The sequence below is a fragment of the Actinomadura geliboluensis genome, assembly GCF_005889745.1.
In the GTDB taxonomy this organism is placed as follows: Bacteria; Actinomycetota; Actinomycetes; order Streptosporangiales; family Streptosporangiaceae; genus Spirillospora; species Spirillospora geliboluensis.
This window is the reverse complement of the sequence record NZ_VCKZ01000207.1, coordinates 1-15,811: the sequence shown is the minus strand read 5'-3', so window position 1 is coordinate 15,811 and position 15,811 is coordinate 1. Positions and strand designations below refer to the sequence as shown.

The window sequence follows — 15,811 nt, the reverse complement described above, 5'->3', positions numbered from 1 at the left end:
CCGTGAGGCAGCGGCGGACCTGCGGGGAACGGCTACCTCGACTTCTGCCCGGCGTCGGCACCGCCCTGCCCGGGTCTCCTCGTCATAGGACTACGCTGGGCGCATCCCTTCTCTACGATGACCGGGAGCAGATCGTGAGGGAGGAGTCACGAAACGTGAAGACCTTGTCAAACGAGGAAGTGTCGAGGCTGCCCGACACGCCCTACAACCTGTGGGTGCGCGGCGAACTCGATGACCACGTCGACGCCCCCGAAGGATCCCGGATCGAGATCATCGGAGGAAAGGTCGTCGTGTCCCCGCCCCCAGGTCTTTCCCATGGCGGCCCCATCCGGTTCATCACACGGGCCTTCGAGCGCGCAGGCGACGCCGACCCCGAGTTCCCGTGGGCGGTGCAGCAGGTCGCCGGGGTGAGGCTCGTGGGGCTGGGCGACGGGTACATCCCCGACCTCGTGGTCACGACCGAGGAGATCCTCCTCGCGAGCGAGAAGGCACGGCTGCCCGAACTCGCGTCCGACGAGATCGAGATGGTGGTGGAGGTCACCTCCCGGTGGGGGGCCGACGGCGACCGGCCGCCGCGGCAGACGCCGCCCCGCGACAAGAACAAATGGACCGGCTATGCACAGGCGGAGGTCCCCTACTACCTCCTCATCGACCGTGCTCCCAAGATCGCCAGATCGACGCTGTACTGCATCCCCGACCGGGCCACGGGCGCCTACCTCCATCAGGAGTGCTGGGAGTTCGGCGAGACGATCCACCTGCCCGACCCGTTCGACCTCGAGATCGACACCACCCACTGGGTGACGTGGGAGAGCTGATCACGGCCCACCCCGTCGAGGGCGGGCCCGTGCTCCGGGCCGGTCAGCGCGCGCGACCGGCCGGGTCGCGCGTCCACGGCGTCGTCAGAGGGTCTGGCTGAGGGCCTTGATGGGCATCTGGAGGTCGGTGAGCAGGTCCAGGTCCTTCTGGGCGGGGCGGCCGAGGGTGGTCAGGTAGTTGCCGACGATGATGGCGTTGATGCCGCCGAGCATGCCCTCGCGGGTGCCGAGGTCGCCGAGGGTGAGTTCGCGGCCGCCGGCGTAGCGGAGGATCGTGCGGGGCAGGGCCAGCCGGAACGCCGCGATGGTCTTCAGTGCCTCGGTGCCCTCGACCAGCGGGAGGCTGGCGAACGGGGTGCCGGGGCGGGGCGCCAGGAAGTTCAGCGGGACCTCGTCGGGTTCGAGCTCGGCGAGCTGGGCGGCGAACTCGGCGCGCTGCTCGACGGTCTCGCCCATGCCGACGATGCCGCCGCAGCACACCTCCATGCCCGCGGCCTTCACCATGCGGAGGGTGTCCCAGCGCTCCTCCCACGAGTGGGTGGTGACCACGTTCGGGAAGTGGGAGCGGGCCGTCTCCAGGTTGTGGTTGTAGCGGTGGACGCCCATCGCGGCCAGCTCGTCCACCTGCTCCTGGGTGAGCATGCCGAGCGAGCACGCGATGTTGATCTCGACGGCGTCGTTGATGGCCTTGACGCCCTCGCGGACCTGCGACATCAGCCGCTCATCCGGGCCGCGGACGGCGGCGACGATGCAGAACTCGGTGGCTCCGGTCTGCGCGGTCTCCTTCGCCGCCGCCACCAGTTCGGGGATGTTCAGCCACACCGACCGGACCGGCGACTCGAACTTGCCGGACTGGGAGCAGAAGTGGCAGTCCTCGGGGCAGCCGCCGGTCTTCAGCGACACGATGCCCTCGACCTCGACCTCCGGGCCGCACCAGCGCATCCGGACCTCGTGCGCGAGCGCGAGCAGGTCCTCCAGCCGGTCGTCGGGCAGGGCGAGGACGTCCAGGACCTGCTGTTCGGTCAGGCCCCGGCCCTCCTCCAGGACCTGGCGGCGGGCGGTGTCGAGGATGTCCGTCACGTGCTCTCCTTGTCGAGGCCGAAGCTGTCGCGGAAGGCGGCGGCGTCGAAGCCGCCGCCGAGCGAGGGGGCGAGGCCGCGGTGCGCGGCCACCAGGAACTCCGCCGGGTCCAGGGCGCCCGCGTCGGCGGGCAGCGCGCCGGACAGCGGGCGGGCGGCGATGGTCTCCAGGTCGCGGATGTTGCTGCGCATCGCGAGGTCCGGGTCGTCCGGCCAGGCGCCGATCACGATGCCGGCGAGTTGCACCCCGCGGTGCGCCATCGCCTCCAGCGTGAGCGCCGTGTGGTTGAGCGTGCCGAGGCCGGGGCGGGCCACGACGACGACGGCGGCGCCGAGCCAGCGCGCCAGGTCGGCGATCGTGGTGCCCTCCTCGTCGTAGCGGACGAGGAGCCCGCCCGCGCCCTCCACGAGCACCAGCCGGCGGGTGGCGGCGAGCTCCCCGACGCGTTCGGCGGCCTCCGCCAGCCGGACCGGCGGCAGCCCGGCGGTGCGGGCCGCGGCGGCCGGGGACAGCGGGTCGGGGAAGCGCGCGAACTCGTGCACGTCGTCGAGGGCGGCGAGCCGGCGCACGTCGTCGAGGTCGCCGGGCCCAGCGCCGTCCACCCCGGTCTGGCCGGGTTTGACGACGGCGACCGACGCGCCGCGGGCGGCGGCGACCGCGGCCAGCGCCGCGGTGACGACCGTCTTGCCCACGCCGGTACAGGTCCCGGTCACAACGAGCACACTCACAAGGCGGCACACTAGCGCGGGCCCGCATCGGGGACGCCCGCCGGATCCCACAGTCTTCGGCGGCCGTTTTTGTAACGGGCGGAACGGCGGGCGGCGCGGGCGCGTCAAAGCTCCATGGCCGGTCCGTACACACGTTCCCGCTGGGTGCCGGCTCTCGCCTGCGCGGCGCTGACCGCCTGCGCGGCGGTCGCCTGCGGCGAAGGGTCCGGCAGCGCCGGGCCCCCGGCGCCCACCACGTCCGCGACCTCGTCCCCCGCCAAGGACACCCCCGCCGGTGAGCAGCTCGTGCTCCGCCGGCGCCAGACCGGAGGCATCGCCGGCATCGGCGGCCCCGGTAGCGTTCCCGACTTCTCGCTCTACTCGACCGGACGCGCGGTCGCCCTCGCCGGGAGCGAGCTGACCGAGTACCGCCTGAAACCGGACGCGCTGCGCCGCCTCCTCGACGAGGCGCGCGCGGCGGGTCTCGACCGCTCGCACACGGTCGGCTCCGACCGGATCGCCGACGCGATGGTCACGGTCGTGACCATGGGCGGCGCGACGACCCGCGTCATCCAGCCGGAGTCGCAGGCGGGCCCGGAGGCCCGGTTCCTGAAGCGGCTCGACCCGGCCGGGTGGCCCGCGTCCGACCAGGCCGCGAAGCCCGCGCCGTACCGGGCCGCGAAGACGGCCGTCCTCGCGGGCGAGGCGGCCGGGGCCGGCACCGTCCGGACGTGGCCGCTGGAGCCGCTCGGCGACGGGGTGCCGGTGGCCGGGGCCGTCTGCACGCTCGCGCCGTCCGCGAAGGTCCCGGACGCGAAGCCCGGCACGGCGTGGCGCAGCGAGGGCAAGACCTACTCGGTCCGCCTGCGGCCCCTGCTGCCCGGCGAGTCGTCCTGCCGCGACGTGGCTTAGCGTCCGTCCAGCTCGGCGGCGACCTCGCGCGCGGTCGCCGCCAGTTCGGGGTCGAGCCGGTCGAGGCGCTCGTCGAGGTCGTCGGCGAAGCGGAGGCGTTCGACGTCGGGCGCCGGGACGGCCTCCGGCATCCACGCCGAGTGGATCAGGAACGGCACCGTCGTGCCGCGCGGCGGCGCCAGGACGGCGACGGGGCCGTGCCCGACGCCGGAGGCGTCGAACAGTTCGACGCGGAACCGGTCGTCGTTGTGGACGGCCACGACCAGGTAGCCCTCGTGGCCGCCGGGGTCCGCGCCCGCGTAGCGGCTGCCGCCGTGCCCGCGCGGGACGAAGGACGGCGACGTCGGGTAGTCGTCCAGCGCGAACGTCCACTCCGACAGGGCCTTGAGGTCCTCGCGGTCGTGGCTCACCAGGACGGCCGGTGTCTCCTCGGGCGGGAACAGGGACGGGTCGATCCGGCCCGCGTAGTTGCGCAGGGCGCGCCGGTTCACCGCCTCCGGGTGGAACCCGAGGTAGATGAGGTGGTGCCGGGTCGGGGCGCGCTGCCCCTCGATGCTCCAGTCGATCGCGGACAGCTCCGCCTGCCACCAGCGCTCGGGGTCGCGGGCGCGGGCGCGCTCCAGGATGCGGCCGGTCTCGGGGTCGAACTGCATGACGGTGGTGAGCGCGGGCGCCATGCCGTGGCAGTACATGCCGCGCAGGGCGGGGTCGATCGGGCGGCCGTGGACGTCGACGTCGTCCTCGCGCAGGTACATGCCGATGTCGACGCCTTCGCCGTGCTCCATGACGACCTGGACGCCGTCGGAGTCGTCGTAGCGGGCGTAGAAGTGGTTGACCTCGGGCGCGAGCCGGAACTGCGCGCAGGCCACGGTCGCCCTTCCGGGAGTGAGGTCGTCCTTGCGGATCAGCAGGACGGGCCCGTCCGGGTTGTTGGGCGCGGTCCGGTCGCCGCCGAAGATCTCGTCGACCTCCAGCTTGAACGCGGTGTCGGCCAGGACCAGCCAGTCGCGGGTCTGGGTGATGGTGTGCGTGGCCTGCGGCAGCGCCGCGCCCTCGACCTCCCAGCGCCGGACGCGGGTGCCCGTCCCGTCGTAGCGGATCACCGAGACGGCGCCGGTCAGCACGTCGCGGCTGACGCTCCACAGGCAGCCGCGTTCGGGATCGACGACGGGGTGGGCGGTGGTGGCGACGAGCGGCAGGACGGCGTGGTCCATCGCGGGCCTCCAGTCGTCGCGGTGGCCGACCTCGGCGACGAACTCCAGCGTGACCGGGTCGACCTCGACCGGCCGCCCGGCGTCCCAGGTGGCGAACAGCCGGTCGCCCCACGGCAGCGGCGCGGTGTTGGCGGCGTTGACGAACCCCCACGGCGAGTCGGTGCCGACCGGGCCGGCGGTGAACAGGTCGGGCCGCCGTTCGCGCAGCCGGACCGACGGCGTGCCGATGACGCGGGCCCGCCACGGGAACCGGCCGTCCGGTCCCGGCCGCAGCGGCATCCGCGCGACGATCCCGTCGCCGAAGAACGCGTGCCGGGGGCGGGTCCGCTGGTCGGAGGTGCTGACGACGTAGTGGCCGCGCACGTCGTCCGGCCAGGTCCCGGCGACGACCTCCAGGTCCAGGTCGGTGACGTCCTGCGTGCCGAGGATGGAGCGGGGAACCGGCATCAGTCCTCCAGTGTTATTGGCTCCCCGCCAATCAACAGGCGGGCGCCCGGCGCCGTCAAGCCCGCCCGGAGGGCCGCCGCGCATCCCGAATACCCTGGTTCGGCGCGGTTCGTCGGCCGCGGTGGCAGTGGGGGAAATGCGCATGCTCATGGAGGACGCCGGACGGGTCGTCGTACGGCCGGCCCGGCCGGAGGAGTACGGCCTCGTCGGCGAGCTGACCGTGGAGGTCTACGTGCACGGCGGGCTGGTGTCGCCCGAGTCGTCGTACGTGCGGACGCTGCGGGACGCGGGCGACCGGGCGGCCAAGTCGGAACTGCTGGTCGCCGAGGTCGCGGGCGAGATCGCCGGTGCGGTGGCGTACTGCCCGCCCGGCAGCCCGTACGCGGAGCTGGCCGGCCCCGGCGAGGCCGAGTTCCGGATGCTCGCCGTCCGGGAGGCGGCGCGCCGGACGGGCGTGGGGCGCGCCCTGGTGCTGGCCTGCGTCGAGCGGGCGCGCGCGGCCGGGCTCAGCGGGCTGCGGCTGTCGACGCAGCGCAACATGACCGCCGCGCAGCGGATGTACGAGCGGATGGGGTTCGTCCGCACCCCGGAGCACGACTGGTCGCCGGTACCGGGCGTCGACCTGCTGACCTACGCGCTGCCGCTCTGAGGCTGCAGCTCGCCGTGCGCGGCGCAGCGGGCCGTCCAGCCGAGCGGGGTCACCTGGACGACCATGCGGCGGCGGCAGTGCGCGCAGTAGCGGGGCGGTTCCATCTCGCGGGCGGCGCGGCAGGCGGCGTGGTCGCCCTCGGCGGCGGGCTCGCCGCAGCGGTCGCAGTACACGGGCCCACCCTATGCCGGGCCGCCGGCGCGCATGCGGGCGACGGTCCCGGTGTCGTAGGTCCCGTCCGCGAACTCGCGGCGGTCGAGCAGCTCGCGCAGGAACGGCAGGTTCGTCGGCGGCCCCTCGATGCGGAAGGCGTCGACGGCCGCGCGAGCGAGGGCGAGCGCGTGGGCGCGGTCGGCGCCGTGCACGGACAGCTTCGCGATCAGCGGGTGGTAGTGCGGGGTGACGGTGTTGCCCTCGGCGTAGCCGGCGTCGATGCGGATGCCGTCGCCGACGGGCTCCTCCCACACCTTGATCTCGCCGGAGCCGGGCAGGAAGCGGTGCGGGTCCTCGGCGTGGACGCGGAACGCGATCGCGTGGCCGCGCGGTTCGGCGGCGGTGAACGAGACCGGCTCGCCGGCGGCGATCCGGAACTGCTGCTCGACGAGGTCGATGCCGGTGACCATCTCGGTCACGATGTGCCCGGACGGCAGGCGGGTGCTCATCTCCAGGAAATAGAACTCCTGCGCGGCCGGGTCGACGAGGAACTCGATGCTGCCCGCGCCCTGGTAGCCGACGGTCTCTCCCGCGCGGACGGCCGCCGCCAGCATGCGCGCCCGCAGCTCGGGGGTCAGGCCCGGCGACGGGGTCTCCTCGACGATCTTCTGGAAGTGGCGCTGGACGGAGCAGTCGCGCTCGCCGAGCGCGAGCACCGTGCCGTCCGCGAGGCCGAGGATCTGCACCTCGATGTGCAGGGCGCCCGGCACGTACCGCTCCAGCAGGACCTCGCCGTGCCCGAAGACGCCGTCGGCGGCGGCGCGGGCGGTCGCGTACGCGGCGTGGACGGACCGCTCGTCGTGCGCGACGGCGAGGCCGATGCCGCCGTCGCCCGCGGCGGGCTTGAGCATCACGGGGTAGCCGACGCGCGCGGCCTCCTCGGCGGCGGTGCCGGCGTCCGGGACCGGTTCCCACGCGCCGGGCGCGACGGGGACGCCGGCCTCCTTCATCAGGTTCCGGGAGTTGATCTTGTCGCCCATCCGGGCGACCGCGAGCGGCGGCGGGCCGACCCAGACCATGCCGCGGCCCGCGACCTGCCGGGCGAACGAGGCGCTCTCGGCGAGGACGCCGTCGCCCGGGTGGACGGCCCGAGCGTTGGTGCGGTGCGCGGCCTCCAGGATCGCGGCGGCGTTGAGGTAGCCGCGGGCGGGGTCGGCGGGGCCGATGAGGACGGCCTCGTCGGCCTCGGCGACGAACGGCAGGTCGGCGTCGGCCTCGGAGTACACGGCGATGGCCTTGAGGCCCATCGCCCGCGCGGTGCGCAGGATCCGGCCGGCGATCTCCCCGCGGTTCGCCACGAGCACGGACTCGAACACTGCGGCCTCCTCCTCGCGCGCGCCCGGACCGGGCGTCCCGTCCCGGCAGAGACTAGTGCCGATCGCCGCCGCATGCCCCCTCGCCGCGGACGTGCGTCCGGCCCCGTCCCCGGTCTGGACCGGGACGGGGCCGGACGCCGCGTTCAGCCCGCCGCGATGATCTTCGCGGCGGCCGCGGGCGGGACCTCGGCGTGCGCCGCGAACCGCATGGTGAAGACGCCGCGGCCGGACGTCATGCCGCGCAGGTCCCCGACGTAGCCGAACATCTCCGCCAGCGGGACGAGAGCCTGGACGGTCCGGGCGCCGCCGCGCTCGCCCGTCCCCTCGACCCGGCCGCGGCGGCCGTTGAGGTCGCCGATGACCGCGCCGAGGTGCTCCTCGGGCGTGGTGACCTCGACGGTCATCACGGGTTCGAGCAGCACCGGGGACGCGCGCCGGAGCGCCTCCCGGACCGCCAGCGAACCGGCGATCTTGAAGGCGAGCTCGGACGAGTCGACCGGGTGGAAGTCGCCGTCGGTGAGGACGACCCGCACGCCCGTCATCGCGTAGCCCGCGACGGTGCCGGTCCGCAGCGCCTCCTGGCAGCCCGCGTCCACGGACGGGACGAACTCCTTCGGGATCCGCCCGCCGGTGATCCGGTTGACGAACTCGTACCCGTCCTCGATGGGTTCGAGGGCGATCTGCACCTTCGCGTACTGGCCCTTGCCTCCCGTCTGCTTGCGGTGCGTCAGGTCGACCCGCGGGACCGCCCTGCGGATCGTCTCGCGGTAGGCGACCCGTGGGCGGCCCACGTTGGCCTCGACATGGAACTCCTCCTTCAGGCGGTCGACGAGGACCTCCAGGTGGAGCTCCCCCATGCCGCCGATGACGGTCTGCCCGTCCTCGTCGCGGACCTGGAGGGACGGGTCCTCCTCCGCCAGCCGGTGGACGGCCGCGCCCAGCCTCTCCACCTCGCCCCGGGACCTCGGCTCGATCGCGACCTCGATGACCGGGGCCGGGAAGTCCATGGACTCCAGGACCACCGGGTGCGCGGGGTCGCACAGCGTCTCGCCGGTGGCGGTCTGCTTGAGGCCCATGACGGCGACGATGTCGCCCGCGCCCGCCGCGCCGATCTCCACCCGCTTGTCCGCGTGGACGCGGTAGATCTTGCCGATCCGCTCCTTGCGGCCCTTGGCGCCGTTCAGCACCGCGTCCCCCGGCTCCAGGCGTCCGGAGTAGATCCGGACGAAGGTGAACCGGCCCAGGTGCCGGTCGGTCACGACCTTGAACGCGAGCGCGGCCAGCGGCGCCTCGTCCGAGACCGGCGTCCCGCCGGAGACCGGCGCGACGTCCAGCGGCGACGGCAGGTACCGCACCACCGCGTCCAGCAGGGGCTGGACGCCCTTGTTCTTGAACGCGCTGCCGCACAGCACCGGGGTCGCGGCCGACGTGACCGTCAACCGGCGGATCGCGGCATGGAGCTGCTCCTCGGACGGCTCGACGCCGTCGAGGTACAGCGCCATGGCCTGCTCGTCGTGCTCGGCGACCGTCTCGACGAGCGCGCGCCGCCACCGCCGCGCGTCCTCGGCCAGGTCGGACGGGACGTCCACGACCGTGTGCCGCTCATCGGGCCAGACGTGGGCCCGCATGGCGACGAGGTCGACGACGCCCTCGAACCCGGCCTCGGCCCCGATCGGCAGCTGCACGGCCAGCGGCACGGCCCCGAGCCGTTCGCGAATCATGTCCACGCACCGGTGGTAGCCGGCGCCGGCGCGGTCGAGCTTGTTGACGAAGCAGACGCGCGGCACGCCGTACCGGTCGGCCTGCCGCCACACCGTCTCCGACTGCGGCTCGACGCCCGCGACGCCGTCGAACACGGCCACGGCCCCGTCGAGGACGCGCAGGCACCGCTCGACCTCGATGGTGAAGTCGACGTGGCCCGGCGTGTCGATGAGGTTGACCGTGTGGCCGTCCCAGTGGCAGGTCGTCGCGGCCGAGGTGATCGTGATGCCGCGGTCGCGCTCCTGCTTGAGGTGGTCGAGCGCGGCGGCGCCGTCGTGGACCTCGCCGATCCGGTGGGAGACGCCGGTGAAGAACAGGATCCGCTCGGCGGTCGTCGTCTTGCCGGCGTCGATGTGCGCCATGATCCCGATGTTGCGGACCTTGGCGAGGGCAAGGGCGGTGGTTGTCATCGGGATCCTCCTTTTCGCTCGATGACGACCGCCGCGGGACAAGATCGTCCTTCGCGGCATCCGCGACGGTAACCGCCGGGGCCGCGCGGGCGCGAGGGGTTTTCCCGTCAGGGGCCGGTGCCGCGCTCGACCTCGGGGAGGGTCTCGATGACGCTGCGCAGGTGGGCGCGGGCGGCGCGCTCGGCGGCGTCCGGGTCGCCGGCGGCGATCGCCTCGATGATGTCCAGGTGCTGCGGCAGCGAGGTCTGCGGCCGGCCGGGGTGCACGGCCAGCCGGAACTGGTGCCGGACGTTCTGCGCGCGCAGCCGCTCCAGGACGCCGGCCGCCGTCCGCTGCCCGCCGATCTCGCGGACGCGGCGGTGCAGGAGCTCGTTCAGCCGGGAGTAGCCGAGCACGTCGCCGGACGCCACGGCGGCGCGCATCTCCTCCCCGATCTCCCGCAGCTCGGCGGTGTCGGCGGCGGTGGCGCGCGCGGCGGCCTTCGCGGCGCACAGGCCCTCGACCACCATCCGGACCTCGGAGATCTCGACGGCCTCCGCCAGGGACACCGCGCGGACGCGGGCGCCGCGGTTCTGCACGCGCTCGATGAGCCCCTCGCCGGCCAGTTCGGCGAGGGCCGCGCGGACCCCGGCGCGGCTCGCGGCGAACTCCTCGGACAGGTCCGCCTCGATCAGCCGCTGGTTCGGCACGAACCGGCCGCTCAGGATCGCCTCGCGGATCCCGTTCACCACGTCGGACACCGGCACTCCCGGATTGTCGCCATTTTTGTCGCTGATCTAGGGTAGCCGGTGCGGGACATCTCGGCAGGGAGGAGAGCGGCATGCCCATCGTCGCCGTACTGGGACTGGGCGAGGCGGGCGGCGCCATCGCGGCCGACCTCGCCGCGGCGGGCGCGGCCGTGCGGGCCTACGACCCGGCCGTCCCCGCGCCGGACGGCATGACGGCCTGCCGGGGCGAGGCGGACGCCGCGGCCGGGGCCGATCTCGTGCTGAGCGTCAACAGCGCGCACGACGCCGCCGCCGCGCTCAGGGCCGGTGCCGGGGCGGTCGGTGACGGCGCCGTCTGGGCCGACCTGAACACCGGCTCCCCCGGCCTGAAGCGGGAGCTCGACGCGGTCGCGCGGGAGCGCGGCGTCCGGTTCGCCGACGTGGCGATCATGGCGCCGGTGCCGGGGCGCGGGCTCCGCACGCCGCTGCTGGTCAGCGGCGCCGGCGCCGACCGGGTCGCGGACGTCCTCGGCCCGCTCGGCGCCGATGTCCAGGTGATGGACGGTCCCGCCGGGCTCGCCGCGGAGCGCAAGCTGCTGCGCAGCGTGTTCTTCAAGGGCCTCGCCGGGGCGGTCGTCGAGGCCCTCGAAGCCGCGCGGGCCGCCGGCTGCGAGGACTGGCTCCGCGCGAACATCGTCGAGGAGCTGACCGCCGCCGGCGAGCACACCGTGGACCGGCTGGTCAGCGGCACCCGCAAGCACGCCGTCCGGCGCGCCGCCGAGATGGAGGCGGCGGCGACCATGCTGGCGGAGCTGGACGTCCCGCCCGCGATGGCCGCCGCCAGCCGCGACCTGCTGCGCCGCCTCGCCGGATGACCCCGGCGGTGCCCTAGCCGACCGGCGGGGTGCCGTGGGTGTGGAACGACTCGATCGTCTTCAGCCCCCACGCCTGGCCCTTCGCGCGCTCGGCCTCGGTCCAGGTGATCGTCTTCCAGTCGGGCGCGAGGACGAGCCGGGCGCACGGATTGCACAGCTCGACGCGGTTGCCGCCCGGCTCGTAGACGTAGAGGAAGAACGTCTGCTGGATGGCGTGCTTGTGCGGCCCGGTCTCGATGAAGACGCCGTTGTCGAGGAAGATGTCGGCGGCGCGGAGGATGTCCTCGCGGGTGTCGGTCGCGAACGCGATGTGGTGCAGGCGGCCGTTGCCGCGCGTCCAGTCCCGCGTGTAGACGAGGTCGTAGGACTTGTTGGTGAAGGTCAGCCACCGCGCGCCGATGGTGCCGTCGTCCAGCCGGATCTGCTCGGTCGGGTGCGCGCCGAGCACGTCCCGGACGAAGCCGGTGCTGGGCTCGACGTCGGCGGCCAGGAAGTTGACGTGGTCGAGGCGGCGGACGCACACGCCCATCGCCGGGTACGCCTGCGCCTGGTTCTTCAGCGACGGCGCCAGCTCCGGCGGCGCCTCGTACCACTCCGACTCCCAGTAGATCTCCAGCTCGTGCCCGTCGGGGTCGCGGAAGACGTAGGCCGGGCCGAGGCCGGGGTCGCCGTCCCGCCAGCCGATGCCGAGCCCCGCGTCCTCGATCGCCCGGACGCGTCGGTCGAGCGCCTCCGGGGAGGACGCGCGCAGCCCGGTCCGCCGGATGCCGGACGTGGTGTGCGCGGTGAGCTTGAGGGTGTGGTGCTCGTAGTCGTCCCAGGTCCGCAGGTACACCGAGTCGCCCTCGGCGCCGACCTCGGTGAGGCCCATGACGCGGGTGAAGAACCACAGGCTCTTCTCGGGCTCGGGGGTGAGCAGCTCGACGTGCGCGACGTGGGCGATCTCGTGCTTGGGGCTCATGGGGAACTCCGGGGGAAGACGGTTCCGTCGAAGAGTTTGCGCGCGGTCCGGACGACGGCGGCGCGCCGGACGGCCGTGCCGTCGAGCTCGACCACCGCGTCCAGCCGGCCGGCCGGGTGCTCGATGCTCAGGGCGGCGCCGGGCGGCGGGAGCTCGGCGAGGTCGCGGCCTACGGCGCCGTCCAGGAGCAGCGCGGTGGCGACGGTGACGGCGCCGAGGACGCCGATCGAGGCGTGCATCCGCAGCGGGATGAACGTGCGGGTGCAGATCGTCCCGCCGTCGCGGGGCGGCGCGACGAGGGTCGTCTTCGGGATCGATGCGGCCGCGACGTCGCCGAGGCCCATCAGCTCGCCCGCCGCGAGCCGCAGCGCCTGGATCCGGTCGCGCAGGTGGGACAGGTCGGTCTCGTAGCCGGTGGCCCCGAGGTCGGACGCGGCGGCGACCACGACCGGCATCCCGTTGTCGATACAGGTGACCTCGATGCCGCCGACCACGTCGCGGACGCGGCCGGTCGGCAGCAGCGCCCCGCACGCCGAGCCCGCCGTCCCGGCGAAGTCGAGGTCGATCCGCGCCGCCGTGCCGGGCACGCCGGAGATCGCGGTGCCGCCGGCGTAGTCGACGGCGCCGCCCGGCGTCGGGAACGTCGCGGTCGCGACGCCGCCGGAGTTGACCATGCGGATCCGGACGCTCGTCGAGTCGCCGCCCGCCGGCATGAGCCCGCGCTCGACGGCGAACGGGCCGACGCCGGCGAGCAGGTTCCCGCAGTTCTGCCGGTCGGAGACCGCCGGCTCCTCGACGCCGAGCTGGAGGAACAGGTAGTCGACGTCGGCGTCCGGGCCCGCGGACGGCGACACGACCGCGACCTTGCCGGTCAGCGGGTGCGCGCCGCCGATGCCGTCGATCTGCCGCGGGTCGGGGGTGCCCATGATGCGCAGCAGCAGGCCGTCGCGCTCGGCCGGGTCGGACGGCAGGTCCCCGGCGAGGAAGTAGGCGCCCTTGGACGTGCCGCCCCGCATCAGCATGCAGCGGACGCCGCTCATGCGTCCCCGTGCCCGATGTAGTCGGCGTGGTCGACGTACTCGATGCCCATCCCGGCGAGCCGGGCCCGCAGCCCGTACCGGTCGAGGCCGAGTTCGCCCTGCTGGAAGGCGGCGCGGGTCGCGGCCTCCTTCTCCTCGCGGGCCCGCGCGGCCCGCACCGCCTCGGCGGCGGACTCCCGCGCGACGCGGACGACCCCGTCGTCGTCGGCGAGCAGCACGTCGCCCGGCCGGATGACCTGCCCGCCGATGGTGATCGGCACGTTCACCGCGCCGGGCGTGGCCTTCACCGTGCCCTGCGCGCTGACGGCCGCCGACCAGACCGGGAAGCCCATCGCGTGCAGGTCGGCGACGTCCCGCACGCCCGCGTCGATGACGAGCCCGCGCACGCCCCGGTGCTGGAGCGCGGTCGCGAACAGCTCGCCGAACATGCCGTCCGTGGACGGCGAGGTCGTGGTGACCGCCAGCACGTCGCCGGGGCGGCACTGCTCGACCGCGACATGGATCATCAGGTTGTCGCCCGGCCACGCGAGGACGGTCACCGCCGTCCCGGCGACGCGCGACCCGAGGTGCACCGGCCGGATCGACGGGCCGAGGTAGCCGGTGCGGCCCATCGCCTCGTGGACGGTCGCGACGCCGTACCCGGCGAGGGCGTCCACCGCGGCGGCGTCGGCGCGCGGCGGGTTCGTGACGACGACGGTCCTCATGCCAGCTCCGTCGTGGTCTGCGGGTACAGCCGGACGAACGCCTCGGCGCGGGTGTCGTGCGGCAGCCCGAGGTTCGGGCCCGCGTTGCGCTTCAGCTGGACCCCGCGCCGCTTGGCGAGGTCGGTGTAGTAGTCCCACATGTGGACCTGCGCGGGCAGGCACTCCATCGCCTTGCGCTTCCTGTCGAAGACGGAGGTGATGTCGAGCAGCACGTTCGGCTTGAAGTCGCACTGCTCCGGCTGGTGCGGTTCGAAGAAGAACACCGGCGGCGCCCCGAGCGGCTCCCCCGGCGCGTCGTACCCGATCGCCTGCGCGAGCACGCGCGCCTGCAGCGCCATCCGCGCGGCCGCCGGGTGGTCGCCGTTGTAGGGGTCGGCGAGGGTGTGGGTCAGGACGACGGCCGGCTCGACGTCCCGGTAGACGCGGACCAGGCGGTCGACCAGCTCCGGCGACTCCACGAGCGGGTAGTCGCCGGCGTCCAGGAACTCGATCTCGGCGCCCAGCTCCGCGGCGGCGGCCTCGGCCTCGTCCCGGCGGAGCCTCTTGATCTCCTCCAGCCGCTTGCCCTCGCGCCACGCGCGGGCGGACTCGCCGCGCTCGCCGTAGCTGAGGCACACGACCTTGGCGCGGTCGCCGCGCGCCGCGGCCAGCGCGATCGCGCCGGCGGCGCGCCAGACGAAGTCGCCCGCGTGGGCGCTGATGACGAGGAGGGGGCCGGACGAGGCGGAAGCACTCATGGGTCGCACTCTTCATCTTGTCACCCAAATTGTCAACAATTCTGCGGACAAGCTAGCCCGGTGCGCGCAGGCCGTCCAGCAGCAGCCGGCTCAGCCGCAGGAGCTCCTTCTGCGGGTCCCACAGTCCGGGGGCGTCCGTGCCCGGCCCGAGGTGCGGTTCCTCCAGGCGGCGCTGGATCCGCTCCACCGCGGCGAGCCCCTCCTCCTCCGGCGTCCCCGGCAGCTCGCAGACGATCCCGGCGAGGCCGCGCAGCAGGTCGGCGTAGCCGCGCCGGAACCGCGCGCCGAGCCCGGGCTCCACCGCGTCCTCGCCGTCCCCGTCGAGCTGGCGCAGCGTCCCGGAGATCGACCGGGCGTAGGCGGCCGTCTGGTCGAGCATGTTCAGCTCGCGCGGCGCCGGCCACCGGTCGCGGTGGCCCTGCCAGCGCAGCGGGTAGCCGCGCAGCTTCGCGCGCGGGTTGGCGCGCAGGCTCTCCTCGCCCTGCTCCAGCGAGTACCGCGCCTCCTCCTGCACCCTGGCCAGCCGCGTCTCGCGCTCGTCCCAGCGCGCCCGGCCGCCCTCCTCCTCGGCGGCCTCGCCGGCGAGGGCGTCGAGCGCGTCGGCGAGCGCGTCCCGCACCTCCCGCACGGCGTACTCGGCGCGGCGCAGGTACAGCGGCGGGAAGAGCGTCGCGTTCACGATCAGGCCCACCGCCAGCCCGAGCGCGACGTCGCCCAGCCGCGGCAGCGTGTAGCCGACGACCTCGTGGCCGCCGAGCAGCAGCGCGAACAGCGCGGTGAACGCGACCTGGGACGACTGGTCGCCGAGCCGCCGCCACCCCGAGGCCATCATCGCCAGGACGAGCACGACCGCGATGCCGAGCGTGGTGGGGCCGAGCAGCAGCCCGACCGGGATCGCGAGCCCGGCGCCGATCACGAACCCGGCGCCGTACGCCACGCTCTCCCGGACCGACCGGACCACCGACGGGTACACCCCGAGCAGCGCGGCCAGCGGCGCGAAGTACGGCTGCGGATGCCCGACCGGGTACTTGGCGATCAGCCATGCGACGACGGCCGCGACGACGGCCTTGGCGGTCAGCCTCGCCCGCTCCGCCCAGTAGCGGCGCCCCGCGAAGGGCAGCAGCCGGCTTCGAAGTCCTCCGGTCGGCATCGCATGGCGGTTCCCCGCGCCCGCGCGCCCAATCATGGGGCCGCCGCGCGGCCCGCCGGGGCCGTCCTGGCGCACTGCCCCGGCGTCCGGATCCTCGCCACGAGCCGGGAGCC

The 15,811-nt window shown here is 74.4% G+C and carries 16 protein-coding genes; 4 read left to right on the top strand and 12 right to left on the bottom strand.

Annotated elements, in window-relative coordinates; genetic code table 11:
* Nucleotides 1-155: 155 nt before the first annotated feature.
* Nucleotides 156-815: a Uma2 family endonuclease gene (locus ETD96_RS25480; RefSeq protein WP_171069228.1), complete on the top strand. Its 660-nt coding sequence runs from the start codon at nt 156-158 to the stop codon at nt 813-815.
* Between the two features lie 84 nt (nt 816-899).
* Here the strand turns inward: ETD96_RS25480 and bioB are convergent, their stop codons facing one another.
* Entirely contained in the window at nt 900-1,895 is a 996-nt protein-coding gene (bioB, locus tag ETD96_RS25475; protein ID WP_138639009.1) for a biotin synthase BioB, read from the bottom strand.
* Nucleotides 1,892-2,623, bottom strand: coding sequence for a dethiobiotin synthase (gene bioD / locus ETD96_RS25470; RefSeq protein WP_138639008.1), 732 nt, complete (start codon nt 2,621-2,623; stop codon nt 1,892-1,894). The genes bioB and bioD overlap by 4 nt, the downstream gene beginning before the upstream one ends.
* Before the next feature lie 144 nt (nt 2,624-2,767).
* Here bioD and ETD96_RS25465 point away from each other — a divergent pair, with 144 nt between their 5' ends.
* The gene (locus ETD96_RS25465; RefSeq protein ID WP_138639007.1) at nt 2,768-3,514 is read left to right on the top strand and encodes a hypothetical protein; all 747 of its coding nucleotides are present in this window, start codon (nt 2,768-2,770) and stop codon (nt 3,512-3,514) included.
* Here ETD96_RS25465 and ETD96_RS25460 read toward each other — a convergent pair.
* On the bottom strand, nt 3,511-5,175 hold the full coding sequence (locus ETD96_RS25460; RefSeq protein WP_138639006.1) for a carotenoid oxygenase family protein: 1,665 nt from the start codon (nt 5,173-5,175) through the stop codon (nt 3,511-3,513). The genes ETD96_RS25465 and ETD96_RS25460 overlap by 4 nt on opposite strands.
* 142 nt (nt 5,176-5,317) lie before the next feature.
* Here ETD96_RS25460 and ETD96_RS25455 point away from each other — a divergent pair, with 142 nt between their 5' ends.
* Nucleotides 5,318-5,824 carry a GNAT family N-acetyltransferase gene (locus tag ETD96_RS25455; protein WP_240808177.1) on the top strand — a complete coding sequence of 169 codons (507 nt, stop codon included), beginning with the start codon at nt 5,318-5,320 and terminating at the stop codon, nt 5,822-5,824.
* Here ETD96_RS25455 and bsaP read toward each other — a convergent pair.
* The 4 genes from bsaP to ETD96_RS25435 form a co-directional block, all read right to left on the bottom strand.
* A complete protein-coding gene (gene bsaP, locus ETD96_RS25450; RefSeq protein WP_138639004.1) occupies nt 5,806-5,997 on the bottom strand; it encodes a biotin synthase auxiliary protein BsaP in 192 nt (63 codons plus the stop codon). The two genes, ETD96_RS25455 and bsaP, sit on opposite strands and share 19 nt — an antisense overlap.
* Before the next feature lie 9 nt (nt 5,998-6,006).
* On the bottom strand, nt 6,007-7,353 hold the full coding sequence (locus tag ETD96_RS25445) for an acetyl-CoA carboxylase biotin carboxylase subunit (protein WP_138639003.1): 1,347 nt from the start codon (nt 7,351-7,353) through the stop codon (nt 6,007-6,009).
* Between the two features lie 143 nt (nt 7,354-7,496).
* Nucleotides 7,497-9,524, bottom strand: coding sequence for an elongation factor G (fusA, locus tag ETD96_RS25440; RefSeq protein ID WP_138639002.1), 2,028 nt, complete (start codon nt 9,522-9,524; stop codon nt 7,497-7,499).
* A gap of 107 nt (nt 9,525-9,631) precedes the next feature.
* Nucleotides 9,632-10,264 carry a GntR family transcriptional regulator gene (locus ETD96_RS25435; RefSeq protein WP_240808175.1) on the bottom strand — a complete coding sequence of 211 codons (633 nt, stop codon included), beginning with the start codon at nt 10,262-10,264 and terminating at the stop codon, nt 9,632-9,634.
* 80 nt (nt 10,265-10,344) lie between these two features.
* Between ETD96_RS25435 and ETD96_RS25430 the strand changes: the two genes are divergently transcribed.
* Nucleotides 10,345-11,106: an NAD(P)-dependent oxidoreductase gene (locus tag ETD96_RS25430; RefSeq protein ID WP_138639001.1), complete on the top strand. Its 762-nt coding sequence runs from the start codon at nt 10,345-10,347 to the stop codon at nt 11,104-11,106.
* 13 nt (nt 11,107-11,119) lie between these two features.
* Here ETD96_RS25430 and ETD96_RS25425 read toward each other — a convergent pair whose 3' ends face one another.
* Genes ETD96_RS25425 through ETD96_RS25405 form a run of 5 tightly spaced genes read right to left on the bottom strand, consistent with a single transcriptional unit; the run spans nt 11,120 to nt 15,698 of the window.
* On the bottom strand, nt 11,120-12,067 hold the full coding sequence (locus tag ETD96_RS25425; RefSeq protein ID WP_138639000.1) for a catechol 2,3-dioxygenase: 948 nt from the start codon (nt 12,065-12,067) through the stop codon (nt 11,120-11,122).
* On the bottom strand, nt 12,064-13,107 hold the full coding sequence (locus ETD96_RS25420; protein WP_138638999.1) for a 4-oxalomesaconate tautomerase: 1,044 nt from the start codon (nt 13,105-13,107) through the stop codon (nt 12,064-12,066). Before ETD96_RS25420 ends, ETD96_RS25425 begins: the two co-directional genes overlap by 4 nt.
* Complete coding sequence (locus ETD96_RS25415) at nt 13,104-13,811, bottom strand: 4-carboxy-4-hydroxy-2-oxoadipate aldolase/oxaloacetate decarboxylase (RefSeq protein WP_138638998.1); 708 nt, start codon at nt 13,809-13,811, stop codon at nt 13,104-13,106. The genes ETD96_RS25420 and ETD96_RS25415 overlap by 4 nt, the downstream gene beginning before the upstream one ends.
* On the bottom strand, nt 13,808-14,548 hold the full coding sequence (locus ETD96_RS25410) for a PIG-L deacetylase family protein (protein ID WP_138638997.1): 741 nt from the start codon (nt 14,546-14,548) through the stop codon (nt 13,808-13,810). The genes ETD96_RS25415 and ETD96_RS25410 overlap by 4 nt, the downstream gene beginning before the upstream one ends.
* A gap of 52 nt (nt 14,549-14,600) precedes the next feature.
* Nucleotides 14,601-15,698, bottom strand: coding sequence for an FUSC family protein (locus ETD96_RS25405; protein WP_171069227.1), 1,098 nt, complete (start codon nt 15,696-15,698; stop codon nt 14,601-14,603).
* Between the last annotated feature and the right edge of the window lie 113 nt (nt 15,699-15,811).

Excerpts from the sequence above, each read along its gene's own strand:
- ETD96_RS25460 (WP_138639006.1), bottom strand. The coding sequence starts at position 5,175 with ATGCCGGTTCCCCGCTCCATCCTCGGCACGCAGGACGTCACCGACCTG.
- ETD96_RS25455 (WP_240808177.1), top strand. The coding sequence starts at position 5,318 with ATGCTCATGGAGGACGCCGGACGGGTCGTCGTACGGCCGGCCCGGCCG.
- fusA (WP_138639002.1), bottom strand. The coding sequence starts at position 9,524 with ATGACAACCACCGCCCTTGCCCTCGCCAAGGTCCGCAACATCGGGATC.
- ETD96_RS25430 (WP_138639001.1), top strand. The coding sequence starts at position 10,345 with ATGCCCATCGTCGCCGTACTGGGACTGGGCGAGGCGGGCGGCGCCATC.
- ETD96_RS25425 (WP_138639000.1), bottom strand. The coding sequence starts at position 12,067 with ATGAGCCCCAAGCACGAGATCGCCCACGTCGCGCACGTCGAGCTGCTC.
- ETD96_RS25420 (WP_138638999.1), bottom strand. The coding sequence starts at position 13,107 with ATGAGCGGCGTCCGCTGCATGCTGATGCGGGGCGGCACGTCCAAGGGC.
- ETD96_RS25415 (WP_138638998.1), bottom strand. The coding sequence starts at position 13,811 with ATGAGGACCGTCGTCGTCACGAACCCGCCGCGCGCCGACGCCGCCGCG.
- ETD96_RS25410 (WP_138638997.1), bottom strand. The coding sequence starts at position 14,548 with ATGAGTGCTTCCGCCTCGTCCGGCCCCCTCCTCGTCATCAGCGCCCAC.
- ETD96_RS25405 (WP_171069227.1), bottom strand. The coding sequence starts at position 15,698 with ATGCCGACCGGAGGACTTCGAAGCCGGCTGCTGCCCTTCGCGGGGCGC.